The 22,797-nt window shown below is 68.2% G+C and carries 28 protein-coding genes; 10 read left to right on the top strand and 18 right to left on the bottom strand.

Annotated features, from left to right (window positions below; translation table 11 throughout):
• Positions 1–3: 3 nt before the first annotated feature.
• Positions 4–996, top strand: coding sequence for an amidohydrolase family protein (locus E0W80_RS06065; protein WP_131491706.1), 993 nt, complete (start codon positions 4–6; stop codon positions 994–996).
• Between the two features lie 29 nt (positions 997–1,025).
• Positions 1,026–2,300, top strand: coding sequence for a kynureninase (gene kynU, locus E0W80_RS06060; RefSeq protein WP_131491705.1), 1,275 nt, complete (start codon positions 1,026–1,028; stop codon positions 2,298–2,300).
• Positions 2,301–2,481: 181 nt separating this feature from the next.
• Here the strand turns inward: kynU and E0W80_RS06055 are convergent, their stop codons facing one another.
• The 11 genes from E0W80_RS06055 to E0W80_RS06005 all read right to left on the bottom strand — a co-directional run bounded on the left by E0W80_RS06055 (position 2,482) and on the right by E0W80_RS06005 (position 11,260).
• Positions 2,482–3,213 carry a GntR family transcriptional regulator gene (locus tag E0W80_RS06055; protein ID WP_131491704.1) on the bottom strand — a complete coding sequence of 244 codons (732 nt, stop codon included), beginning with the start codon at positions 3,211–3,213 and terminating at the stop codon, positions 2,482–2,484.
• A gap of 143 nt (positions 3,214–3,356) precedes the next feature.
• Complete coding sequence (rplI, locus tag E0W80_RS06050) at positions 3,357–3,809, bottom strand: 50S ribosomal protein L9 (RefSeq protein WP_047523968.1); 453 nt, start codon at positions 3,807–3,809, stop codon at positions 3,357–3,359.
• An 11-nt stretch (positions 3,810–3,820) separates the two neighbouring features.
• Positions 3,821–4,075: a 30S ribosomal protein S18 gene (gene rpsR / locus E0W80_RS06045; protein WP_017203799.1), complete on the bottom strand. Its 255-nt coding sequence runs from the start codon at positions 4,073–4,075 to the stop codon at positions 3,821–3,823.
• A 56-nt stretch (positions 4,076–4,131) separates the two neighbouring features.
• A complete protein-coding gene (locus E0W80_RS06040) occupies positions 4,132–4,644 on the bottom strand; it encodes a single-stranded DNA-binding protein (protein ID WP_045262453.1) in 513 nt (170 codons plus the stop codon).
• Positions 4,645–4,649: 5 nt separating this feature from the next.
• A complete protein-coding gene (gene rpsF, locus E0W80_RS06035; protein ID WP_047523969.1) occupies positions 4,650–5,018 on the bottom strand; it encodes a 30S ribosomal protein S6 in 369 nt (122 codons plus the stop codon).
• Between the two features lie 631 nt (positions 5,019–5,649).
• Entirely contained in the window at positions 5,650–5,889 is a 240-nt protein-coding gene (locus E0W80_RS06030) for a hypothetical protein (protein WP_165875404.1), read from the bottom strand.
• A 156-nt stretch (positions 5,890–6,045) separates the two neighbouring features.
• Entirely contained in the window at positions 6,046–6,885 is an 840-nt protein-coding gene (locus tag E0W80_RS06025) for an ABC transporter ATP-binding protein (RefSeq protein WP_047523970.1), read from the bottom strand.
• Positions 6,878–7,696, bottom strand: coding sequence for an ABC transporter ATP-binding protein (locus E0W80_RS06020; RefSeq protein WP_131491702.1), 819 nt, complete (start codon positions 7,694–7,696; stop codon positions 6,878–6,880). The genes E0W80_RS06025 and E0W80_RS06020 overlap by 8 nt, the downstream gene beginning before the upstream one ends.
• A complete protein-coding gene (locus tag E0W80_RS06015; RefSeq protein ID WP_131491701.1) occupies positions 7,693–8,604 on the bottom strand; it encodes an ABC transporter permease in 912 nt (303 codons plus the stop codon). The genes E0W80_RS06020 and E0W80_RS06015 overlap by 4 nt, the downstream gene beginning before the upstream one ends.
• Positions 8,601–9,662 carry an ABC transporter permease gene (locus tag E0W80_RS06010; RefSeq protein ID WP_047523973.1) on the bottom strand — a complete coding sequence of 354 codons (1,062 nt, stop codon included), beginning with the start codon at positions 9,660–9,662 and terminating at the stop codon, positions 8,601–8,603. Before E0W80_RS06010 ends, E0W80_RS06015 begins: the two co-directional genes overlap by 4 nt.
• An 11-nt stretch (positions 9,663–9,673) precedes the next feature.
• Positions 9,674–11,260: an ABC transporter substrate-binding protein gene (locus tag E0W80_RS06005; RefSeq protein WP_131491700.1), complete on the bottom strand. Its 1,587-nt coding sequence runs from the start codon at positions 11,258–11,260 to the stop codon at positions 9,674–9,676.
• A 204-nt stretch (positions 11,261–11,464) separates the two neighbouring features.
• Between E0W80_RS06005 and E0W80_RS06000 the strand changes: the two genes are divergently transcribed.
• Complete coding sequence (locus E0W80_RS06000) at positions 11,465–11,998, top strand: Lrp/AsnC family transcriptional regulator (protein WP_047523975.1); 534 nt, start codon at positions 11,465–11,467, stop codon at positions 11,996–11,998.
• A 13-nt stretch (positions 11,999–12,011) separates the two neighbouring features.
• Here E0W80_RS06000 and E0W80_RS05995 read toward each other — a convergent pair whose 3' ends face one another.
• Positions 12,012–12,368 (bottom strand): hypothetical protein, encoded by a 357-nt coding sequence (locus E0W80_RS05995; RefSeq protein ID WP_226533924.1) that lies wholly within the window; start codon positions 12,366–12,368, stop codon positions 12,012–12,014.
• 77 nt (positions 12,369–12,445) lie between these two features.
• On the opposite strand from E0W80_RS05995, the gene E0W80_RS05990 reads away from it, so the two are divergent.
• A complete protein-coding gene (locus tag E0W80_RS05990; protein WP_131491699.1) occupies positions 12,446–13,414 on the top strand; it encodes a hypothetical protein in 969 nt (322 codons plus the stop codon).
• Positions 13,411–14,514, top strand: a complete 1,104-nt coding sequence (locus tag E0W80_RS05985; RefSeq protein ID WP_131491698.1) for a hypothetical protein — start codon at positions 13,411–13,413, stop codon at positions 14,512–14,514. The genes E0W80_RS05990 and E0W80_RS05985 overlap by 4 nt, the downstream gene beginning before the upstream one ends.
• Before the next feature lie 221 nt (positions 14,515–14,735).
• On the opposite strand, the gene E0W80_RS05980 is transcribed toward E0W80_RS05985, so the two are convergent.
• Positions 14,736–15,350 carry a TetR/AcrR family transcriptional regulator gene (locus tag E0W80_RS05980; protein ID WP_131491697.1) on the bottom strand — a complete coding sequence of 205 codons (615 nt, stop codon included), beginning with the start codon at positions 15,348–15,350 and terminating at the stop codon, positions 14,736–14,738.
• Between the two features lie 75 nt (positions 15,351–15,425).
• Here E0W80_RS05980 and E0W80_RS05975 point away from each other — a divergent pair, with 75 nt between their 5' ends.
• Positions 15,426–15,806 carry a DUF1761 domain-containing protein gene (locus tag E0W80_RS05975; protein ID WP_131491696.1) on the top strand — a complete coding sequence of 127 codons (381 nt, stop codon included), beginning with the start codon at positions 15,426–15,428 and terminating at the stop codon, positions 15,804–15,806.
• 18 nt (positions 15,807–15,824) lie between these two features.
• Complete coding sequence (locus E0W80_RS05970) at positions 15,825–16,109, top strand: DUF1905 domain-containing protein (protein WP_131491695.1); 285 nt, start codon at positions 15,825–15,827, stop codon at positions 16,107–16,109.
• 23 nt (positions 16,110–16,132) lie between these two features.
• Here the strand turns inward: E0W80_RS05970 and E0W80_RS05965 are convergent, their stop codons facing one another.
• Positions 16,133–17,446, bottom strand: a complete 1,314-nt coding sequence (locus E0W80_RS05965) for a glycosyltransferase (protein ID WP_131491694.1) — start codon at positions 17,444–17,446, stop codon at positions 16,133–16,135.
• 64 nt (positions 17,447–17,510) lie between these two features.
• Here E0W80_RS05965 and E0W80_RS05960 point away from each other — a divergent pair, with 64 nt between their 5' ends.
• Together E0W80_RS05960 and E0W80_RS05955 are read left to right on the top strand one after the other, a co-directional pair.
• Entirely contained in the window at positions 17,511–18,152 is a 642-nt protein-coding gene (locus E0W80_RS05960) for a TetR/AcrR family transcriptional regulator (protein ID WP_131491693.1), read from the top strand.
• A gap of 124 nt (positions 18,153–18,276) precedes the next feature.
• On the top strand, positions 18,277–18,777 hold the full coding sequence (locus tag E0W80_RS05955) for a GNAT family N-acetyltransferase (protein WP_131491692.1): 501 nt from the start codon (positions 18,277–18,279) through the stop codon (positions 18,775–18,777).
• A gap of 85 nt (positions 18,778–18,862) precedes the next feature.
• Here the strand turns inward: E0W80_RS05955 and E0W80_RS05950 are convergent, their stop codons facing one another.
• Positions 18,863–19,609, bottom strand: a complete 747-nt coding sequence (locus tag E0W80_RS05950; protein ID WP_131491691.1) for a 3-hydroxybutyrate dehydrogenase — start codon at positions 19,607–19,609, stop codon at positions 18,863–18,865.
• 18 nt (positions 19,610–19,627) lie between these two features.
• The gene (locus E0W80_RS05945) at positions 19,628–20,989 is read right to left on the bottom strand and encodes an MFS transporter (protein WP_131491690.1); all 1,362 of its coding nucleotides are present in this window, start codon (positions 20,987–20,989) and stop codon (positions 19,628–19,630) included.
• Positions 20,990–21,095: 106 nt separating this feature from the next.
• Here E0W80_RS05945 and E0W80_RS05940 point away from each other — a divergent pair, with 106 nt between their 5' ends.
• Complete coding sequence (locus tag E0W80_RS05940) at positions 21,096–22,007, top strand: LysR family transcriptional regulator (protein WP_131491689.1); 912 nt, start codon at positions 21,096–21,098, stop codon at positions 22,005–22,007.
• Positions 22,008–22,013: 6 nt separating this feature from the next.
• Here E0W80_RS05940 and E0W80_RS05935 read toward each other — a convergent pair whose 3' ends face one another.
• Both E0W80_RS05935 and E0W80_RS05930 read right to left on the bottom strand, forming a co-directional pair.
• A complete protein-coding gene (locus E0W80_RS05935; protein WP_131491688.1) occupies positions 22,014–22,517 on the bottom strand; it encodes a GNAT family N-acetyltransferase in 504 nt (167 codons plus the stop codon).
• Positions 22,510–22,794 carry a DUF1778 domain-containing protein gene (locus tag E0W80_RS05930; RefSeq protein WP_047521454.1) on the bottom strand — a complete coding sequence of 95 codons (285 nt, stop codon included), beginning with the start codon at positions 22,792–22,794 and terminating at the stop codon, positions 22,510–22,512. Before E0W80_RS05930 ends, E0W80_RS05935 begins: the two co-directional genes overlap by 8 nt.
• Positions 22,795–22,797 lie beyond the last annotated feature (3 nt).

The raw sequence follows: 22,797 nt of genomic DNA, 5'->3' as shown, positions 1-22,797 counted from the left end.
CCCTTGGGCACGATCGACGTCCACACGCACTTCGTGCCGAGCGCCTGGCCCGACCTGTCGACACAGGTCGGGCCAGGTCTCTGGCCGACCCTTCGCGTGGACTCCGAACGCGACGCGATGATCATGCTCGGCGAGACCGAGTTCCGCCGCATCGGCGACGACTGCTGGGATGCCTCGGTGCGCCTGGCCGACATGGATGCCGACGGCGTCGAGATGCAGGTCGTCTCCCCCACCCCGCTGTTCTTCTCCTACGACAAGTCGGGGGATGAAGCGGTCAAGGTCGCACGCATCTTCAACGATCTCGCTCTCGAGATCTGCGCCCCGGCACCGGAGCGGCTGATCCCGTTCGCCCAGGTGCCGCTGCAGGATCCAGATGCCGCGTGCGCCGAGGCCGACCGTGCGCTCGCCTCCGGCCACGCGGGCGTCGAGATCGGCAACCACGTGGGTGACCGCGACCTCGACGACGAGGGCATGGTGATGTTCCTTCAGCACTGCGCCGACAACGGCATCCCGGTGTTCGTGCATCCCTGGGACATGCCGGGTTCGCCGCGGCTCGACCGATGGATGGCACGCTGGCTCACCGGCATGCCCGCCGAGACGCACCTGTCGATCATCGCCATGATCCTGGGCGGTGTCTTCGATCGCGTACCACCGACTCTCCGTCTCGCGTTCGCGCACGGAGGAGGCTCCTTCGCATTCTGGCTCGGACGCTTCGAGAACGCGTGGCTGCAGCGCCCTGACCTCATCGGGGTCAGCGAACGGCCGCCGTCGGCGTACCTCGACCGCTTCAGCGTCGACAGCGTCGTCTTCGACCCGATCGCGTTGCGGGCGCTGGTGGAGACGCTCGGCACGAGTCAGGTGATGGTGGGCAGCGACTACCCGTACCCGCTGGGCGAGCGTCCGGTCGGCAGCGTCGTCGACCGGGCCGACTTCCTCGACGAGGCGCAGAAGCGCGCCATCCGCCGCGACAACGCGCTGCGGTTCCTGGGGCGCTGACCCCGCATCGACTTCGAACGGACTGTTCCATGAGCATCACCCCGACCCGCACCGCCATCGACCGCGCCACGTGCCTGGCCCTCGACGACGCCGACCCGCTCGCACCGATGCGGGAACGGTTCGTGCTGCCGGACGATGTGATCTACCTCGACGGGAACTCGCTCGGTGCGCTCCCCCGCCACACCGCGGCACGCCTGGAACAGGTCATCACCGAGGAATGGGGCACGGGGCTCATCCGCAGTTGGAACGAGGCCGGGTGGTTCGCCAAGCCGCGCACGATCGGTGACCGGATCGCACCGCTGATCGGCGCCGACGCCGGCGAGGTCGTGCTCGGCGACTCCACGTCGGCGAGTCTGTTCCAAGCGGCGGTCGCGGCGGTCCGCCTCCGCCCCGGTCGCCGCGTGATCGTCGCGGAGCGAGGGAACTTCCCCACCGACCTCTACATGCTCGAGGCCGTGCAGGAGCTCCTGGGCGGCGGGGTTCCGCTGGAGCGTCGACTGATCGCCGACGACGGACCGACCCTCGACGAGGTGCTCGACGACCATGTCGCGGTCGTCGTGCTCACCCAGGTCGACTACCGCACCGGGCGGATGCACGACATCGCCGAGGTCACGCGCAAGGTGCACGCCGCGGGCGCGCTCGTCATCTGGGACCTCTGCCACAGTGTCGGCGCGGTGCCGATCGACCTGAACGCTGCGGAGGCGGACTTCGCGGTGGGCTGCACCTACAAATACCTCAACGGCGGACCGGGCTCACCCTCGTTCATCTGGGCCGCCGCCCGACACCACGGCACCGCTCGGCCGGCTCTGACCGGCTGGCACGGCCACGCACGACCGTTCGACTTCACGGTCGACTACGCCCCCGCCGCGGGGATCGAACGCTTCCGCGTCGGCACCCCGCAGCTGCTTTCGGTGGCCGGGCTCGAAGCGAGTCTCGACATCTGGGACGACGTGGATCTGACCCTCGTGCGGGAGAAGAGCCTGCGCCTCACCGAGCTCTTCCTGTCCCTCGTCGACACGCGCCTGATCCCGCGCTGGGGCATCGAGCCGGTCACTCCTCGCGAATCCGCCCGCCGTGGCAGCCAGGTCTCCCTGCGCCATGAAGACGGCTACGCGGTGATGCAGGCATTGATCGAGCGCGGCGTGATCGGCGACTTCCGCGCTCCCGACCTCATCCGCTTCGGCTTCACCCCCCTCTACACCTCCTACACCGACGTGTGGGATGCCGTGGAGGCCCTGGAGGACGTGCTGCACAGTGAGATCTGGCGCGAGCCCCGTTTCGCGCGCCGCGGCACCGTCACCTGAACCCCGGGCCCTGCCTCATCTGCATGACCCGCGCCCTCGCCTCACCTGCATGAACCGGGGACACCTGCATGACCCGGGGACACCTGCATGATCGTGCCCGGCGATCCCGCCATGCATCCGTGCGGGAGTCATGCACGTGGGCCCGGAAGGCGGCGCGGAAGGCGGCGCGGAACTGTGCGTGTCAGGATCCGTCTGCTGCGGCCTCCGTGGCGGCGGCGTCCAGGAGCGCGATCACGCCGTCGCGCACGTGGTTCAGGTGCGACTCGAGCACGCGCAGCGCCTCGTCCGCATCGCCTGCGGCGACCACGTCGATCAACTCGCCGTGCGAGTGGTCATGGCTGCCGGGTGAGACCAGACGCCAGCCCAGCACGTAGCGGCCGAGCTTCAGACGGAGCTGCTCGATCATCTCCCACATCAGCGGACGCGACTGCGCATCGTAGAGCGTCGCGTAGAACTCGGTGCGCGCCTCCACGAACTCTCCGCCTTCGGAGATGTCGTCGGCGGTCCGGGCGAGCTCACGCAGAGCTGCGACCCGTTCCGGAGTCATCTCGGCCATCGCCAGCCGCAGCGCCTCCTTCTCGAGCAGGGTGCGCAGGTGGTACACCTCAGTGGCTTCCTCGACCGACAACGCGCGCACCATCGCCCCGCGGCGGGCGTGGAAGATCACGAGGCCGTCCGCCTCCAACTGGATCAGCGCGGATCGGATCGGCAGGCGCGAGATGCCGATCGACTCGGCCAGCGTCTCCTGCCGCAGCTTCATCCCGGGCGGGAGCGTGCCGTCGAGGATCGCATCGCGGATGATGTCGTACGCCATCGCGCCCACCGACCGGTATCCGGCTCCGTGCCTCTGAGCGAGTCTCTGCAGCGCGTCGGCCCGATCCTTCGCCGACGCGACGTTTCCTGATTGCACCATGGAGCGACAGTATCGGATGATCGCACCGAACTCTGCATTCTGGATCCAAAATCACGTCCGTGTCCTCGTGCGGCCGTGCCCTCACGCCCCGGAGACGCCGAACGCCCCCTCTCCCGAAGGAGAGGGGGCGTTCGAGAACAGCGTTACTTCGCGGCGATGACCTGCAGCGTGATGACTGCAGTGACGTCTTCGTGCAGACGCACGGTCGCCTCGTGGTCGCCGGTCGACTTGATCGGCGAGGTGATGTGCACCTTGCGCTTGTCGATCGACCCCAGGCCGGCGGCTGCGACAGCATCCGCGACGTGGTCGGTCTTGACCGAGCCGAAGAGACGACCCTCCTTGCCGGCCTTGACCGTGAGGCGCACCTTGGTGCCCTCGAGAGCGTTCTTCAGCGCGACAGCGTCGTCACGATCGTGGATCGCGCGTGCCTGACGCGCGGCCTGGATCGATGCGACCTGCTTTTCGCCACCACGGGTCCACGCCGTAGCGAAACCCTGGGGGATGAGGAAGTTCCGGGCGTACCCGTTCTTGACCTCGACCACGTCACCGGCGCTACCGAGCCCGGCGACCTCATTCGTGAGAATCAGCTTTGCCATCTCGATACCCCTTACCGGCCGGCGCCAGCGTAGGGCAGGAGCGCCATTTCGCGCGCGTTCTTGATCGCCGTGGCGATCAGACGCTGCTCCTGCACCGAGACACCGGTGATACGACGGGCGCGGATCTTGCCGCGCTCCGAGACGAACTTGCGAAGGGTGGCGACATCCTTGTAATCGATGACACCGACCCGGATGGACTTCGCGGGAGCAGCGTTCTTCGCGCCCTTCCGCGGCTTGCGGCGGTCGCCGCTCGACTTTCCAGCCATTGTTTTTCCTTAGTGATGAGCGGATGCCGGCCCTGCGGACCGGATCCAGAAGTTGTTCAGAACGGAGTGTCGTCGCCGAAGCTGCCCGGAGTGCTCCAGGCATCCGCGCTGGTCGACGAGCCGGGCGTGGACCACGGCTCCTCCGACACCTGCTGCTGCGCGGGGCGAGACTGTCCGCCGCCGCCACCACCGGCACCGCCGGTCGAGGCCGCGCGCGTGACCTGAGCGGTCGCGTACCGGAGCGAGGGGCCGATCTCGTCGACCTCCAGCTCGATCGCGGTGCGCTGGTTGCCCTCGCGGTCCTGGTAGGAGCGCTGACGCAGACGGCCCTGCGCGATGACGCGCATGCCCTTCGTCAGCGAGCCCGCCACGTGCTCGGCGAACTCGCGCCACACGGATGCACGGAGGAACAGCGCATCGCCGTCCTTCCACTCATTCGCAGCGCGGTCGAAGTTCCGAGGCGTCGAAGCGATGGTGAAGTTCGCCACCGGCAGCCCGTTCTGCGTGTAGCGCAGCTCGGGGTCGGCCGTGAGGTTTCCCACCACGGTGATGACGGTTTCGCCAGCCATGGACGTCAGGCCTTCGCAGCCTTGGCGGCCTTGCGAGCAGCCTTCTCTTCGCTGCGCTTGGCCTCGGAGGCGATCATCGCCTGAGCCTCTTCAGCGCGGAGGACCTTGGTGCGCATGATCTGCTCGTTCAGCTTCAGCTGACGGTCGAGCTCCTGCGTGGCGGCGCTGGTCGCGGTGAAGTTGACGACGGCGTAGATGCCCTCGTTCTTCTTCTGGATCTCGTATGCGAGACGGCGCTTGCCCCAGATGTCGACGTTCTCGATAGAGCCACCATCGTTGGTGATGACCTTCAGGAACTTGTCGAGCGTCGGGGCGACCTGGCGCTCGTCGATCTCGGGGGTCAGAATGACCATGAGTTCGTACTGGTGCGTCACTTACCCACCTCCTTCGGACTAGAACGGCTCTCGGGACTTTCCCGGGAGCAGGAGGGTGTGTGCACGTGTCTGCCCCAGGATTCCCGATTGGAGTCCGGAAGGCAGACAACCTGGACAGTCTAGCGGATTGCGCCCCGGGCTGCTGAACGGCGGCCGCTGTGCGAAAACGGAGAGCATCCGCGCGTGGAGCGGCGTGTCCGGGCGAGGCACGCCGCCCCGCCCGCGGTTCGTCTCCCAAGAAAAAGCTGGTCGCTGGCGCAGTTGCCTCGATGATTCTCATCGGTGGGTTCCCTGCATCTGCGCACGCCGCCACGACTTATGCATCGGGAAGTCACTCGTGCCGCTCGGGCGAACAGGTATATGTGCGGATTCCCCTCGACAGCTACGGCACCGTGATCGTGGCCGGCGGTAGCCAGCCGATCGGGCAGAAGGGGACTGACTTCTTCATCACGCTCAAGAAAGAACCGCCAGCTGGTCGGTCACTGCCCCGACCGGCATCGCCACCATCAATGACGGTTGTACGGGGATGTGAAGGCGGACACCCCCGACGCGTGACAGCGCCTCGCCACCTCGAGCAATCATGCGGGATGAGCACGATCGATTCGTGCTCATCCCGCGTGAAGATGTTCGGCTATGATTCGCCGTTGGCACGCAGCCGCGTGATTGTGCGTTCATCCTCTTCGAGCTGAGCACGCATTCCCTCGACGGCGAGCGGCGAGAAGCGCTTGACCTGCATGTCGAGGATCACCTCCGTCTGGAACTCGGTCAGGCCACACGCGGAAGCCAATCGCCGGGCAATGTCGTCCCCTGCTCTCGAAGGTGCGGAGCAGATCTCGATCACCCGTGCAGCGTTTTCCGCGGCGTAGATCATCGCGGACACCATCTGCTGTCGACCTACGAGATCTTGAAGTTCACTCATGGCGCCCTACCTTAGCCATCACATCAGACGTCCTCGGCTCGTACCTGCCGCCGTGGACGCACGCCGCCCGCGGTTCGTCTCCGTTTCGGCCGCCCCGTCCTCAAAGGATCAGTACGTGACCGGCGGTACTTCCGCCCACACGGTGCGGTCGTCGACCGAGGGCGCTGCGGGGATGCGTCCGGCCCCGTCCGGTTCCGGGATCGCCGCCAGCAGCGCCTGCGTGTAGGGATGCTGCGGTGCGGCCCACAGTGGCGCCGTCGGCCCCGATTCCAGCACGCGACCACCGAACATCACGTGGGTCCGGTCGGCGATGCGTCGCACCACCGCGAGGTCGTGCGAGATGAACAGCATCCCCGCTCCCGACTCCGCGACCAGGTCGCGCATGAGCCGGGCGACGCTCGTCTGCGTCGAGGCGTCGAGGGCGGAGATCGGCTCGTCGGCCACGAGGAGCGACGGCCGCGCAGCCAACGCCCGCGCGATCGCGAGGCGCTGCTTCTGCCCGCCCGAGAACTGGTGGGGGAAGCGCGTGCTGACCTCGGTCGGCAGCCCCACGCGGTCGAGCCATTCATCGACCGTCGATCCGGCCTCGCCGCGGGCCCGTGCCGTCGCGATGCCGTCCGCGATCTGGTCGCCCACACGCCGTCGGGGGTTCAGCGACGTGGACGGGTCCTGGAACACCATCTGGATACCGGTCATCGCGGTCGGTCGGCGACGGATGCCGAGCGGTGCGACGGGCACATCGCGGAAACGGACGGCACCGCCCGCGATCTTCTCGATGCCGACGACGGCGCGGGCGAGGCTCGACTTCCCGCTTCCGGACTCGCCGACGAGAGCCACGGTCTCCCCCGCGGCCACGCTGATCGACACGCCGTTCACGGCGACGACGGGCGGATTTCCCGGGTAGCGCACGACCACGTCCTGCGCGTCGAGGACGGCGACCTCACTCATCTGCGGACTCCTGTTCCGGTGCCTCGTCGACCCGCGAGCCCGGCAGGGCCGCGAGCAGCATGCGCGTGTAGTCGTGCTGAGGATCGAGGAAGAGCGTCTCCCGGTCGGCGAGCTCGACGATCCGCCCGTCCTTCATGACGGCCACCCTGTCGGCGATCGCGCTCATCACGCCCAGGTCATGCGTCACGAGCAGCACCGCGAGGTTCCGCTCGACCGCGAGGTCGCGCAGCAGCTTCAGGATGCCGGCCTGCACCGTGACGTCGAGGGCCGTCGTGGGCTCGTCGGCCAGCAGCACCTCGGGGTCGCACGCGAGGGCGCACGCGATCGCGATGCGCTGGCGCTGTCCGCCGGAGAACTGATGCGGATAGCGTTTCAGCGCCTCGTCGGGGTTCGGCACCTGCACGGTCTCGAGCAGCTCCACCGCCCGCGCCCGTGCGGCGGCGCCCGTGAGCCCGAGGTGCACGCGCATGTGATCGGTGAGCTGACGGCCGACCGGAAGCTGCGGGTGCAGCGAGGCGGACGGATCCTGGAACACCATGGCGATCCGCTTGCCCCGCACGCGGTTGAGCGCGCGGCGACGCAGGCCGACGAGCTCTTCGTCCCCGAGCAGGATCGATCCCCCGGTGCGCGCCTGCCGCGGCAGCAGCCCCAGCACGGCGAGCGAGGTGAGGGTCTTGCCGGATCCGGATTCCCCCGCGAGCCCCTGGACACGACCCGCCTCGAGGTCGAGCGAGACGCCCTTCACCAGCGGACGGCCGATGTCGATCGTGAGGTCGCGGATGCGCAGGACCGTGGCTCCCTGGGCGCTCATGCCGTCGCCCCCGTCGCCGATGCCGCGTGCTCGTCGGCTTTCTCGTGCGTGATCTCCGCGGTCGGGTCGAGCACGTCGCGCATCGCGTCACCGAGGAAGTTGAACGCCAGCACGACCGTGAGGATCGCGAGGCCCGGGAACACCCCGAGCCACCAGGCGTCGAAGTTCTGCATCGCTGCGGAGATCATCGACCCCCACTCCGCCGTCGGCGGCTGTGCACCGAGACCGAGGAAGGAGAGTCCGGAGAGGAGGAGGATGGCCGCGCCGATGTCGAGCGTGGCCAGGACCAGGATCGGGCCGGCGATGTTCGGCAGGATGTCGACGACCAGCGTGCGCACCGGCGAGTGTCCGAGGAGCCGGCCCGCGATCACGTAGTTCTGCCCGCGCAGCCCCAGCACGATGCTCCGTGTGACACGCGAGTACTGCGGCCAGGACACGACGATCGCGGCGATCACCGCGTTGAAGAGGGAAGGTCCGAGCGAAGCCGCGACCACCATGGCCAGGATCACGGTCGGGAACGCCATGAACAGATCGGTGATGCGCATCAGGGTCTCGTCGACCCAGCCGCCGAAGTACCCGGCGACGGCGCCGATGACCGTGCCGATGATCATGGCGGCGATCACGAGCATGAGCGCGAGCGGAAGGCTCACCGTCGCGCCCGTCATCAGCCGGGAGAAGATGTCGCGGCCGTTGCCGTCGGTGCCGAGGAGCGTGTCGATCCCCGGCGCCTGCAGACGGGGCAGCACCTGCGCGTTCGGCGGATACGGCACCCACCACTGGGCGGTGAAGGCCACGATGACCCAGGCGCCCGCGATCACGGTGCCGATGATGCCGAGCGGGGTGCGCCAGGCTCGGGGCCAGCGGAAGCGGAAGCGACCGGCCGGGGTGGCGGCGGCGATGCGACTCATGCGATCCTCACTCTCGGGTCGAGCACGCCGTAGAGGATGTCGACGATGAAGTTGATGAGGAGGTAGATGATGCCGACCACGAGACCGACCCCCATGATGCCGGGCAGATCGAGGTTCGCCGCCGAGTTGTACGCGTAGGTACCCAGTCCGGGCCACGCGAACACGGACTCGACGAGCACCGTGCCCGAGAGCAGGGCTCCGAACGCGACACCCACGACCGTGAGGATCGGCAGCGAGGCGCCCCGCAGGACGTAGCCGAGGATCACCCGCATGGCCGGGAGTCCCTTGGCCCGGGCGGCGCGCACGTAGTCGCTGCCCAGGACCTCGAGCACCGAGGTGCGGATGAAGCGGGTCAGCAGGCCGATCGTCACGAGCGAGAGCACCATGACGGGGAGGGCGAGGTGCGCGAGGGCGTCGAAGAACCCGACCGCGTCTCCGTTCAGGAGATAGTCGACCGTGTAGAGCCCGGTCACGCGCGGCGGCGGGGTGATCGACGGCGAGATGCGCCCGGAGCCCGGAGCGATCCGCAGCTCCAGGAAGAAGACGTAGAAGCTGACCAGCGCCAGCCAGAACGTCGGCACGCTCAGGCCCACCAGTGTGACCACGCGGATGACCTGGTCGGTGACCAGTCCGCGACGGTAAGCGGCGAGCGTGCCGAGCACGATGCTCACAGCGAGACTGACGATGATCGCACCGATCGCGATCTCGATGGTCGCCGGCACCGCGGTGGCGAGGTCGCTGGTGACCGGGCGTCCGGTCACCAGCGACGTGCCGAGGTCTCCGCGGAGCAGATTCCCCATGTAGATGAAGTACTGCACGAACAGTGGCTGGTCGAGACCCTGCTCCTTGATGAACGCTTCGCGCGTCGCGGGGTTCTGCGACGCGCCCTCACCGAGCGCGGCCGAGACCGGGTCCCCCGGCACCAGGTTGGTGAGCGCGAACGTGACGATCGTCACACCCACCAACAGGAGCAGGGAGGTGCCGGCCCGCCGCAGCAGGTATCCGACCAGAGGCGATCGACGCCGCTGCGCCTGCCTCTGCACCGCCACTGTCGTCATGAGATGTCCGCTCAGCCGGCCGGCGTGATCTCGGCGATGTCCATCTCCCACACGGAGTTGTACACGGCGCCCTTCACGCTGTCGGCGGAGGAGATGTTGCGACCGGGGACGATCATCGGGACGAACGGACCCTCGGCCTGCATGGCCTCGGCGAACTCCGTGAAGGCGGCCGTGCGCTGGTCGGCGTCGGTCGCGGCAGCGGCACCGGCGGCGATCCCGGCGATCTCCGGGTTGGCCTCTGCGGCCCAGCCGGCACGCAGGCCGACCTTCAGCCCCGGACCGAACGGCAGGAAGTTCGCGGAGTCCGCGTAGTCGGGGCCCCAGAACCAGAGGCCGAAGCCCTCGGTGCCGTTGACGTAGGCGTCGAGCTCGGTCGCGAACGGCGCGGGGGCGAGGTCGACCGTGATGCCGGCGTCCTTGAGCTGCGCCTGGATGCGCTCGGCGAGCGGCGTGAACTCCACGCCGCCGACCGGGTAGTCGTTCGGGAACTGCAGCTTCAGCGTCTGCCCGGTGTAGCCGGCTTCTTCGAGTGCGGCCGCGCTCTTGTCGAGGTCCTGCTCCACGCCGCTGTCGAGTGCGCCCTCGAATCCGGGCGGGATGACACCGGTCGCCTGCACGGATCCGGCGCCGGCCAGCTCCAGCAGCGCGTCGTAGTCGAGTGCGTAGCGGATGGCCTCGGCGATCTTGACGTTCGCCAGGTCACCGGCGACCGCTTCGGACTGGTTCAGCAACAGGAAGATCGTCTGGCCGGAGGGGACCGAGTCGACCGTGATGCCGTCGCCGAGACCGGCCACCTGGTCGCCGTTCAGGTCCATCGCGACCATGGAGTCGCCGCCCTTGAGGTTGGCGAGCTGGGTGGCGCTCTCCGACACGTTGCGCACGACCACGCGCTTGTAGTCCGATGCCTCGTCGCCGTTGTACTCGTCGTTCTTCGTCAGCACGACCTGCGAGCTGAGGTCGAGGGTGTCGAGCACGAAGGGCCCGGAGCCCGCGGAGGCACCGTCGAGGAACTTCTGCGCCGAGTCGGTGCCGTCGGTGGCGCCGCCGTTCTCGAGCACGACATCGGAGTTGACGATGCCCAGGGCGGGGTTCGCGAGGATCGCGGGCAGCTGCAACAGCGGGGTCTCGGAGGTGAAGCGGATCGTCTTGTCGTCGACCTCGGTGATGGTCAGGCCGCCGAGGAGGAAGTTCGGCTTGGCGTCTTCCATGCCCTGGATGCGCTGCAGCGAGAAGACGACGTCCTTGGCCTCGATCGGCGAGCCGTCGGAGAAGACGCGGTCGCCCTCGAGCGTGAACGTGAACTCGGTGGCCTCGTCGTTCTGCTCCCACGAGGCGAGCCCGGGAACGGGGGTCGAGACATCGGAGCCCTCGAAGTCGACGAGGGTCTCGTACAGTGCCTTCGCGATCATGTTGCCGGTCGGGTCGTAGGTGTGACCCGGGTCGGTGGTCTCGATCGAGAACGCGGTGTCGATGACGAGGGAGTCGGAGCCGGAGGAGTTGTCGCCGTTGTTGGCGGAGTTCCCTCCCGAGCATCCTGCGAGCGCGAGGAGCGCGACGGCTCCGAGCGCGATGACCGGCGTGATACGGCGTGACGACATGAGGGCCTCCAGAGGCGAGGAGTACATTCGGGTGAGTCGCCACCGATGTGGACGACCGTGGATCAGATTCGCATCATATGCGACGATGTGTCCAGCAAGAGTGGGTCACCTCGACACGCTCTGTCCAGAACCTCGACCGTGAGGAACAATATGTCCAGCAAGGATGCGGAACACTCGAAGCATTCTGGACGAAGTGCTGCCCCTTTGGACGAGACGGCATACAGAATCCTCGAAGTCCTCCGGGATAACGGTCGCGTCTCGATCGCGGCGCTCGCCGAGAAGATCGGAATATCGCGCGCGAACGCCTACACCCGGGTCGAGTCGCTGGTGCACGACGGCGTCATCACGGGATTCACGGCGCGTGTCGATCAGGCGAAGGCGGGGCTCTCGATCGGAGCGCTGGTGTTCGTCACCGTGATGCCCCAGGCCTGGGCGTCGTTCCGCGAGCGGGTACTTGAGATGCCCGACGTGGAGTGGTGCGCCATCACGACCGGCGAGCACGATGCCATGCTGCTGATCCGCGCGGTCGACGTCAGCGGCGTGCACGAATTCTCGACCGGGGTGATCGCGCAGCTTCCCGAGGTGCGAACGGTCGTCAGCGTCGTCGTGCTCGACGAGGTGATCCGCCGGCCCTATCTGCTGCCGGGAGACCTGCCCGAGCGCGACACCGAGATCCCGCTCGGGATGACGCGCTGGACACCGGCCTCACCCGGACGCGACACGTTGCCGCCGCGCTGAGGCCGGCTCGACGTCAGGCTGCGATCTCCTCGCACACGCTCAGCTGCGGGAGTCCGTGCATCTCGTAGTGCTCGACCAGACGGATGCCACCGTCGTCGGTGAGCTCGAGCTCGCTCTCGCCGTCTCCGGTCACGACCGTGCCGTCGGCCTTGAGCACGTGCACGAACGACACCCAGATCGTGTCACCGGTGCGGGTGCCCACGAACTTGCCGAACGTGACCGTGTCACCCTCGTACCCGCCCCAGATCGCGCCGTCGCGCTCGAAGTACTCGAAGATGCTCGGAGATTCCGGGTCGACCGCCGAGGTGGTGGACGAGATCATCCGGAAGCGGCGGCCGTCGAGGGAGGGGAGGGTTGCAGTCGCAGTCACACCCTCGATTATGGGGGATCCCGCCACGAGTCGTCCGTGCGAGCATCGGAGGCACTGCCCCCGGGTAGCGTGGTGGCATGGAGTGGATTTCCGATCCCTCGGCGGGGGCATGGCTGCGCGAGCGGCTCGACGCAGGTCACGAGACGATGCACGGGGTGGTCCCCCGCGGCTATGCCGCCTACGCCCGGGTGCTGCATCCCGCCATCGCCCGGACCCTGCCGGATCGCGCGGTGCCGACGGCCGAGGAACTGGTGCGGATGCCCGAGGCGGAGCATCAGGCCCTCGTCGCCCGGTTCGTGGATGAGCCCGTCACCTGGGCGCAGACGGCGGCCGCGTTCGGCACGGTCCTGCATCCGCTCGCGCAGTGGCAACGGATCGTGCGCACGCCCGCGGATGGCGACTGGGGCGTCAGGATCGCCCCCGACGGCCGCGAGTTCTCGGCCCCGATCGAGGGGGAGCTCGACCCGGATCTCGTGGCGGCCGTCGCCGAACATCTCGCCGATCACACGCAGACCCCTGACGCCGGGGTCGCAGCGCTCTGGGAGGGACGAGGCGGCCTGCTCGGGTTCGTCGGCATGTCGCCTTCTCGGACGTTCCTGACCTTCTCGGACGACCCGAACCATCAGGCGATGCTCGATCGCAGCACGAACGATCCGTTCAACAACGTCTTCCGCAAGCCCACGTGGCAGGAGGGCATCCTGTCTCGCGAGATCTCCGAGGGGCCACGCCTTCAGCTGACCGACCGGGGCCACGTGCTGTTCTCCGCCGCCCCGCGCGCCTTCGCCGACCCGGACTGGATCCTGCATGTACCCTGGCGCGATCACGCGGCCGAGGAGCACGGATTCCTGCTGTCGGCCCAGAGCCCGAGCATGCTGTGGCCGGAAGACCGCTCGTGGGTCCTGGTGAGCGAGGTCGACTTCGATTCGACGATCGTCGCCGGCTCGTCCGCCCTGATCGACGCGATCTGCGCGGACGAACGCCTGGAGGCCCTGCCGATCCCCGAGGGTGCCGCGCTCACGTGGGATGCCGACACGGTGAACCGGTGACCCCGCCGCAGCTGAGCTTCGACCCGCGGCCGCTCACCGAGCCGGTCGACGCAGCATCGGTGCGCGCGTTCGCCGCGGAGCTCCGTTCCCGCCGCACTGCAGGCATGTCGGCGTCCACCGTCATCGGCACCGCGGTGGCGGTGATCGCCGCGGTCGTGATGATCCCGATCTTCGTGAGCGTGGTGCTGGCGCTCGCGTCCTTCGGCGGCTCTCCCGCTACCGCCGCCATCCCGCTGGTGCTCATCCTGCTCCTGCTCGCGGCAGTGGGGGTCATGATCTGGCTGAGCGTGCGCAACGCCCAGGCGACGCGGTACCGACTCGATCGCTTCGCCCGGGCGAACGGCATGTCGTACGAGCCGAAGATCGTCGATCCGCCTCTTCCCGGCATGATCTTCAGTCTCGGCCGCGCGCGCCAGTCGACCGATCTGATCCGGGGCACCCGGCCACGTTTCGTCGAGTTCGGCAACTACCAGTACACGGTGCAGTCGGGGAAGAACTCGACGACCTACCGCTGGGGCTACGTCGCCGTGAAGCTCGACGTGCCACTGCCGAACATCGTCCTCGACGCCAAGGGGAACAACGGTTTCGGGTCGAACCTGCCCGCGTCGTTCCAGAAGGCGCAACGCTTGTCGCTCGAGGGCGACTTCGACCAGCACTTCACCCTGTACTGTCCCGCCGGGTACGAGCGCGATGCCCTGTACCTGTTCACGCCCGACATCATGGCGCGGTTCATCGACAACGCCGCCCAGCTCGACGTCGAGATCGTCGACGACTGGCTGTTCCTCTACACGCAGCGCAAGGTATCGACCCTCGATCCCGCCACCTGGGCCTGGCTGTTCGGCGTGGTCGGCGCGCTGCTGACCAAGTTCGATCAGTGGGCGCGGTGGCGTGATGACCGGCTGATCGCGGAGAATCCGGGGGCCACGGCATCCGCCGCTCCGCCGAACCACGCACTCCCCTTCGCACCACCCGCGGGCCTGCTCACACCGCCGCCGGGCGTCGCACCGCAGGGGCGGCGTCTGAAGCGCGGCGGAACCTGGGTGCCGATCATCATCGTGATCGGGTTCATCGCGTTCTGGATCGTGAGCCGGATCATCTGACGCAGAACCGAGTGTGGGGGTGGGTGCCGGCTGGGGACCGAACTCCCACCCCATCCCCCCTCGGGATCGAAAGAAGATCGACTCTCCCTCCGCATGGCGGCTGAGCCGCCCCGCCCACGGTCAGCTGGGGACTGACGCTGCTGGGCGTATACCGAAATGGTATACCGCGAGAGGTTGCAACACGTTGCATCCATGCGTCGGAATGCGCTTTCTTCGAGGCGTCAGCGCAGCGAACCGGTGAGGAAGAGATCGACGGCTCTCGCGACCGGCGGCGGGTCGCGCTCGACGCCCAGAAGCGCCGCGTTCAGCGGTGCCCCCACCACCAGCCAGGTGAACTCGCTCGCGAGCGCGTCGGCATCGTCGACCCGCAGCCCGTGGACGTCCGCCAGGTGCGCCAGCGCCTTCGCGAGGTCATGGATGTTCGTGTCCCAGCTCTGTGCCAGATAGTCCCGCGCCACGTCGGGCTGCGCGGCCGCCTCGGCGATCACCAGGCGGCGCATCGCGACCACGGGAGGACTCAGGATCCCCGCCCGCATGGTCTCCCCGAGGGACACGAGACCCTGCCTCAGGTCCTGGCTCGCCGTGAGCTCCTCGAGTGCGGGCGTCATGGCATCCCTGCCGGCGCGCGCCCACTGCCGAACGGCAGCGGCGTACAGCGCGGACTTGGAGGAGTGCTCCCGATAGAGCGAGGCCTTGGAGATGCGCGCCCGTTTCGCCACCTCATCCATCGAGGCTCCGGCGTAGCCGTACTCGAGGAAGACCTCGCGGGCGGTGTCGAGCAAGGCGTCCCCGGTGCGACCGGCCGGGCGTCCGGGTGCACGAGTCGTCGCAGTCATGAGTCAAGTTTAGTACTTGACAGTACCGTCGGGTCGACCTACATTGAGTACCATCAAGTACTAAAGGAGCCGGACATGATCGTCCTCGCAATCTCCCTCGCCACGGTGGCCTCGTTCATCGCCAGTGCCGTGCTCTACGCCATGCCCCCGGTGGCCGCAGTCATCTCGAGGACGAGCACTCCTCGCCCCGGCCTCCCGATGGCCGCGCAGATGGCCTCCGTCGTCCTGCGGAGCCTCATCGTCTCGTGCCTCGTGGCAGGCCTGATGCTCGCAGCCGAGTGGCACGGCGCCGGAAGCGGAGCCCTCCTGGGTCTGTCGCTGTGCGCCCTCCCCCTGGTGCTGCTGATGGGTGGCGTCGTACACGAGAACACCGCACTGCCCGCGGCTGGAATCCACCTGCTCGACTGGATCCTCAAACTCACCATCATCGGCGCGATCGTCGGATCGTTCCTCTGATCCAGAACGGAGAGAGACATGACCACCACCCCACTCGACATCACCTTCACGGCCACGCTCGGCAAGGTGCGCGAGGGAGACACCTGGACCTGCGTCCAGCTCGACGGCTCGGCGACGATCTTCGGCACCCGCGGTCTCGTCAAGGTCGTCGGCACCGTCGACGGCGAGCCCTTTCGCGGGGCGTTCATGGCTCTCGGTGACGGGACGCACAAGCTCCCCGTCTCGGCCGCCATCCGCAAGCGCATCGGCAAGACCGACGGCGATGACGTGACCGTGCACCTTACTGAGCGTCTCAACGGCTGACACCGTCCGCGTCGGCGCGCCCCTCACCGTCGCACGTCTCGACGCGACTGCCCCCTCCCCGCCGAGACTTCGGCCAGGACGCGATCGAGCGCGCGTCCTGCATCGGCATCGCGCATGGCGGCGCCGATGCGTTCCGCGTTCGCACGGAAAGCGGGCTCCGACAGGACACGCTCCACGGCACGGGAGACCTGAACCGGCGTCGCGTTGGTCGTGCGCAGGTTCACCCCGGCACCCGACCACCCGACGCGCGCCGACACCTCGACCTTGTCTTCGGTCTGGCCCGCGACCACGAGCGGGATCCCGTGGGCGAGCGCCTGCTGGACGCCGCCGTAGCCACCGTTGGTGACCAGCACGTCGACCAGCGGGAGCAGGCGGTCGTAGGGCAGATACTCCGCCACGCGCACGTTGTCCGGCAGCGTGATCCCCAGGGCGTCGACCGGTCGTCCGCCCGTGGTCACCACCACGAGGACATCGGAGCCCGCGAGCGCCGTGATCGTCGGGAGGACGAGCTGCCCGAAGTCGGAGTTGGCGATCGTGCCCTGGGTGACATGCACCACGGGACGGGATCCACCGAGATCGGGCCACCACTCCGGCACGCCCGCCGTCGACGTCACGGCCGGCAACGGTCCCGCGAAGTGCACGGTCGCGGGCAGGTCGGTGCGCGGGTACTCGAACTCGGGCACGGTGAACTGCACGTAGGCGTCTGCGCGGCCGGCCCAGTCGAGCACGAAACCGCCGAGCTCACGGCCGACCGTGCGGCGCGCCATCTCGTCGGCCTCCTTCTGCACGCCCCCGAAGATCGCTCTCTCGGCGATCACACGCAGGGCGGCGTTGCGGAGGCGACCGAACGGCCCCGGGATGGGCGCGGCCCCGAGGCCGAACGGCGCCGTGTCCCTGCTGCGCACTCCGAGCGGGAAGATGCCGAGGACGACGACCGGCGGCCGTTCGTGGACGGGCATCAGCTGCAGGAGAGCACCCCCGACGAAGAGCGGCTCCGTGAGGACGGCATCGACCGGGTGGGCGTCGAGCTCGGCCTGGACGGCAGCGAGCTGCGCCGCGCCAGGACGCACGAAGAGAGTGCTCATGTCGAACCGCAGCGCGGCGGGGCCGGTGAGTCCCGCGCGCTCCGGGAACGAGCCGTCGGCGTCGTCGAGGTCGACGTCCGCCTCGGCAGGCAGAGCGAGGAAGCGTGCGCCTGCATCGGCCACCCGCTCGGCGTAGCGGCTGCTCGTGAGGAAGCTCACCTCGTGGCCGCGGGAGAGGAGGTGGCGCGCGACCTGCAACAGCGACAGGACATGACCGTGAGCCGGTGTGCAGGTGAGGAGGTAGCTGGACATGCCGAGCCCTTTCGCTAAGATTGAATGTACCGTCGTAGTATTCATAACACCGACAGGAAAGTCAATGGTTGAGATCGCTCCCCGCGCCTATCGATCCGAGTTGCGTGCACGCCAGGCGCTGGAGACCCGCGAGCGCATCGTCTCCGCATCCGCCCGCCTGTTCGCCACGCAGGGCTACCAGGCGACCACGATCGCCGCGATCGCACGCGAGGCAGGGGTCTCGGCCGAGACCGTGAAGACGACGGCATCGAAAGCCGAGCTGCTCATCGCCGCTTTCGAGGTCACCTTCTCCGGCTCGGAAGGAGCGGAGACGCTCGCCGACACCGAAGTCGCGAACGGACTCTTGGACCTGCCGGACGACGTCTTCCTCGATACCGTGCTGACGCAGATCACGACCGCGAACGCGCGCGGACACGGCTTGTGGACGGTGCTGCTGGGGGCTGCGCTGTCGGATCCCGTCGTCGACGAAGCGCTCCGCCGGATCCTCGAGCACCGCAGCGCGGACTACCGGGGGCTGGTTTCGGAACTGCGCCGCCGCGACCTCGCCTCACCGGACATCGACGACTCCGCAGTCGCCGATGCCCTGTCGTTCCTGCTCTCCCCCGAAAGCTACCAGCAGCTGGTCACGCAGTCGGGGTGGACGAGTGAGCGCTACGCCGAGTGGCTCCGCCGCGCGGTGCACGCCGAGATCGCCGCCAGGAGCTGACCAGCCGCCGTCCATCGTGTAGAGGTTTCCTCGAGGACCCACCCCCTTCTTCGAGGAGGAAGCTCGATCGTCGTACGCTGCTATACATGTTGCGAAGAGGGTTGTCAGCGTGTCAGAAAGATCGATGAATCTGCAAGCCGACGCCCGTGGACCGATCATCCGTCCGCGTGTTTCGAGTGACATGGCCGAATGCGCCGAGGTCCTCCGCGCAGTTCACCTGCGGGATTCGTACCCGGTCAACTGGCCCGCGGATGCCGAGAGCTGGCTCGCGGAAGTTGAGTCCGCGTGGGTTGCGGAGATCGACGGTCGGGTGGTTGGGCACGTCGCCGCGACGATATCGGACGACGACGCGAGGGTGGTGACCGTCGAACGGCTCTTTGTCGCACCTTCGGTCAATGGCCGCGGGATCGGAGCGCTATTGCTTGATGTGGCCACGGCCCATGGTGATGCGGAACTGGCGCTCCTCGCAGTGGCGGATAACGGCCACCACGCCCAACGCCTCTACCGCGAACGCGGCTGGTCTCTTCGCTCGCGCACACCGATCACCTGGGGCGGCTCGGACGCATCGAGTCTGCTCTGGTATGAGCTTCGCCGGAACGTCCGCGAGGATCCTGGCTCCGGTTGATTCCTGATCCAGGTGAGCCAACCGGTCGCAGCCCTCGCTCGACCACGTGGTGAGCGGTCGCACGCAGGGTTGGTCGTCTCGTACCTCACCGCGCCGACCAGCCACCGTCCATCGTGTAGCTCGCGCCCGTCACCATGCCCGCGGTATCGCCGGCGAGCCAGAGTGCGAGTGACGCGACCTCATGCGGTTCGACGAGCCGCTTGATCGCCGACTCGGTGAGCATCACGGTCTCGAGCACCTCACTCTCCGGGATGCCGTGCACCCGGGCCTGGTCGGCGATCTGCTTCTCGACGAGCGGCGTGCGCACGTAGCCGGGATCGATGCAGTTGCTCGTCACCCCGCGGGTGCCGCCTTCCAGCGCCGTCACCTTCGACAGGCCCTCCAGGCCGTGCTTCGCCGCGACATAGGCCGACTTGTAGGCGGAAGCGCGCACGCCGTGCACGCTCGACACGTTGATCACCCGCCCGAACCCCCGCTCGTACATCCCGGGCAGAGCGGCCCGGATGAGGAGGAACGGCGCTTCGAGCATGAGGCGCAGGATGAACGAGAACCGCTCCGGCGCGAAGTCCTCGATCGGGCTCACGTGCTGGACGCCGGCGTTGTTGACGAGGATGTCGACGTCGAGGTGCGCGTCGGCCAGCGCTGCGACATCCGACAGATCGATGTGCCACGCCTCTCCCCCGATCTCCGCGGCGAGCGCCTCCGCCGCCGTGCGATCGATATCGGCCACGATGACCCGCGCGCCCGCCGTGGCGAAGGCTCGGGCGCACGCCGCGCCGATCCCGCTCGCGCCGCCGGTGACGAGAGCCCTGCGTCCGTGCAGATCGGTCATGTCGTGCTCCTCCGTGGTTCAGGCCGCGGCGGTGCGCGCCGCGTCCGCGTCGTCGATCGACTGCAGCGAGATGCCCTTGGTCTCCCGCAACGACAGCACGGCGACGGCGGTGACGACGCACGCGATGACGATGTAGATCGCGATCGGCAGCCAGGAGCCGAAGTCGCGCAGCCACTGGATCGCGAGGATCGGTGCGAGCGATCCGGCGAGGATCGCCGTGACCTGGGATCCGAGCGAGACGCCGGAATAGCGCATGCGGGTCGGGAAGAGCTCGGCCATCACCGCGGGCTGCGGCGCGTACATGAACGCGTGGAAGCAGAGCCCGACCGTCACCGCGAGCACGATCAGCACCGGGTTGAGGGTGTCGAACAGCGGGAAGGCGAAGAACGCCCAGGTCGCGCTGAGGATCGCACCGGTCAGGTATACCGGCTTGCGTCCCCAGCGATCGGCGAGACGCCCGAGCTGCGGGATGATCGCGAAATGCACCACGTGCGCGATGAGCAGAGCGAGCAGAAGCTGACTCGTGTCGTACTCGTGCACCGTCTTCAGATACACGATCGTGAAGCTCACCACGATGTAGTAGACGATGTTCTCGGCGAAGCGGAGTCCCATCGCCTGGAGGAGACCCTTCGGGTAGCGGCGCAGCACCTCGACGACGCCGTAGGACGTGGCCTTCTCCGCCTCGACCTGTGCCTTCGCTTCGAGGAAGATCGGCGCCTCCTCGACGTGACGACGGATGTAGAAGCCGACCAGGACGATCACGGCCGACAGCCAGAAGGCGATGCGCCACCCCCACTCGAGGAAGGCGTCGGAGGTCATCACCCAGGAGCTCACGAGGAGCACGAGCGTGGCGAGCAGATTGCCCACCGGCACGGCGGCCTGCGGCCAGCTCGACCAGAAGGAACGGGAGCGGTCAGGGCTCTGCTCGGCGACGAGCAGCACCGCGCCGCCCCACTCACCGCCGACCGCGAACCCCTGGAGGAAGCGCAGCGCGACCAGTAGCGCCGGGGCCCAGTAGCCGATGCTCTGGAACCCGGGCAGGCACCCCATCAGGAACGTCGCCGCGCCCACGATGATGATCGTCGCCTGCAGCGTGGGCTTGCGGCCGAACCGGTCACCGATCTGCCCGAAGACGATGCCACCGAGCGGGCGGGCGATGAAACCGACCGCGTAGGTGACGAAGGCGGCGATGATGCCGTCGAGCGGGGAGCCGGTGGCCGGGAAGAAGTAGGTGCCGAAGACCAGGCTCGCGGCCGTGGCGTAGAGGAAGAACTCGTACCACTCCACGACCGTGCCGGCCATCGAGGCCGCGACGACGCGCTTGAGCTTCGAGGTCGGGGCCGAGGGGGCGGCGGGGGCCGCGCTCACTGAGGATGTCATGTCTGTCTCCTTCGGGTGTCGCCGGTGACACCCGCGTCCCAGTGTCAGGCACCTGCGGCTTTGCAACAACGCCCAGTGCTGCACATCGCATGTGCATAATTGCAGAATGGATGCCGCCAAGCGCCCCCGTGCCGACGATCTGCTCGTGCTCCTCGCGGTCGCGCGCACCGGGCGTTACACCAGTGCCGCCACGCATCTGGGCCTCGACCACACGACGGTCGCCCGGCGCATCGCGGCCCTCGAGGACGTGCTCGGCGGTCGCGTGGTCGCGCAGTCCGCGACGGGATGGGAGCTGACCGACCTCGGCCGATCCGCCGCGGAGACGGGAGGCCGTATCGAAGCCGCGCTGTCTCAGCTCGACAGCGGCGCCGAGACCCCCGATCCGGTCTCGGGAGTCGTCCGCATGTCGGCCACCGATGGCTTCAGCGCCTACATCGCGGCTCCCGCGGTCGCCGCCCTCCGCATCGCGCATCCGCGGCTCACGGTCGAGATCGTCGCGGCGACCCGGCGCGCTGCCGAGCATCGCGCCGGACTCGATCTCGAAGTGGTGGTGGGAGCTCCGCAGACGCGTCGCGCACACGCGGTGAAGCTCGGCACGTACACGCTGGGCATGTACGCATCCCGCGACTACCTCGCTCGGGCCGGAACACCGAGCACCGCCGCCGATTTGGAGCAGCACCACCTGGTCTACTTCGTCGACTCGATGCTGCAGGTCGATGCCCTCGATCTGCCCCGTCGACTCGTCCCCCGCATGCAGGACGGCCTCACCTCGACCAATGTCTTCGTGCACGTGGAGGCGACGCGCGCAGGTGCCGGCGTCGGGCTCCTCCCCTGTTTCGCGGCCGACCGCCATGCCGACCTCGTGCGACTGCTGCCCACGGTCTTCGCCGAGAAGCTTCCGTACTACCTGGTCGCCCGTCCGGAGTCGTTGCGTCTGCCCGCCGTCTCCGCCCTCGCCGCAGCGCTGCGCGCCCAGACGCGCGCGTCGAAGGCGATGCTCGACGGCGTGAGCGGCTGAGGTCGGTCACGCCGACAGCGTCGCCCTGGCATCCTGGGCGAGGAGGAACAGCGAGCGCTGCGCTCCGGGGAACCGTTCGAAACCGAAGCGCTCGTAGAACGGCACGACCTCATCGTTGATCGCGTGCACCAGGATGGCACGCACTCCGATGGCGTCTGCGGCTTCGAGCGCACGCATGGTCGCGTGCTGCAGGAGGGAGACGCCGAGGCCGCGTCCTGCGTACTCGCGGTCGACGGCGAGGCGACCGAGCAGCACGATGGGAACGGAGACGGGCATTCCGACCGCGAGGGGCGGAGGTCCGTCGCCACGGTCCAGCGCACTCGACGAGAGGCAGTAGTACCCCGCGACCCTCCCCTCCCGCGTCACCGAGACCATCGTGCGGGAAGCACCGCTCTTCTCGTTCGAGCGGGCCCGTCCTCGCAACCAGCTGTCGAGACTCTCCTCCCCACAGCGGAAATCGGACAGCTTGTCGCCGGCCGCGAGAGGCCGGGGTGTGCGGAACTCAGTCAACGAAGACGGATTCCCGTCTCAGCAGCTCTCGCAGACCCTCGACGGTGCGAGGCGGGCGTTCCATGACCTCGATGAAGGCATCGAACCGGACAGCATCGACGCGCAATCGACGTTCGCGTTCGATGACCTCCTGCGCCCGCTCCACCAGCACCGATGCCGAGAAGTCCGTCACGGTGCGGCCCTCGATAGCGGCTGCCTCTTCGATCGTCTCCTTCTGGTCGGCCGTGACTCGGAATTCCAGGCGGGCGCTCTTCAGCGGCGTGGTGGAAGTACTCATGAG

Source organism: Microbacterium sp. PI-1 (assembly GCF_004337555.1).
GTDB classification, from domain to species: domain Bacteria; phylum Actinomycetota; class Actinomycetes; order Actinomycetales; family Microbacteriaceae; genus Microbacterium; species Microbacterium aurugineum.
Note: the sequence above shows the minus strand (reverse complement) of the source record. Positions and strands in the feature narration are given on the sequence as shown.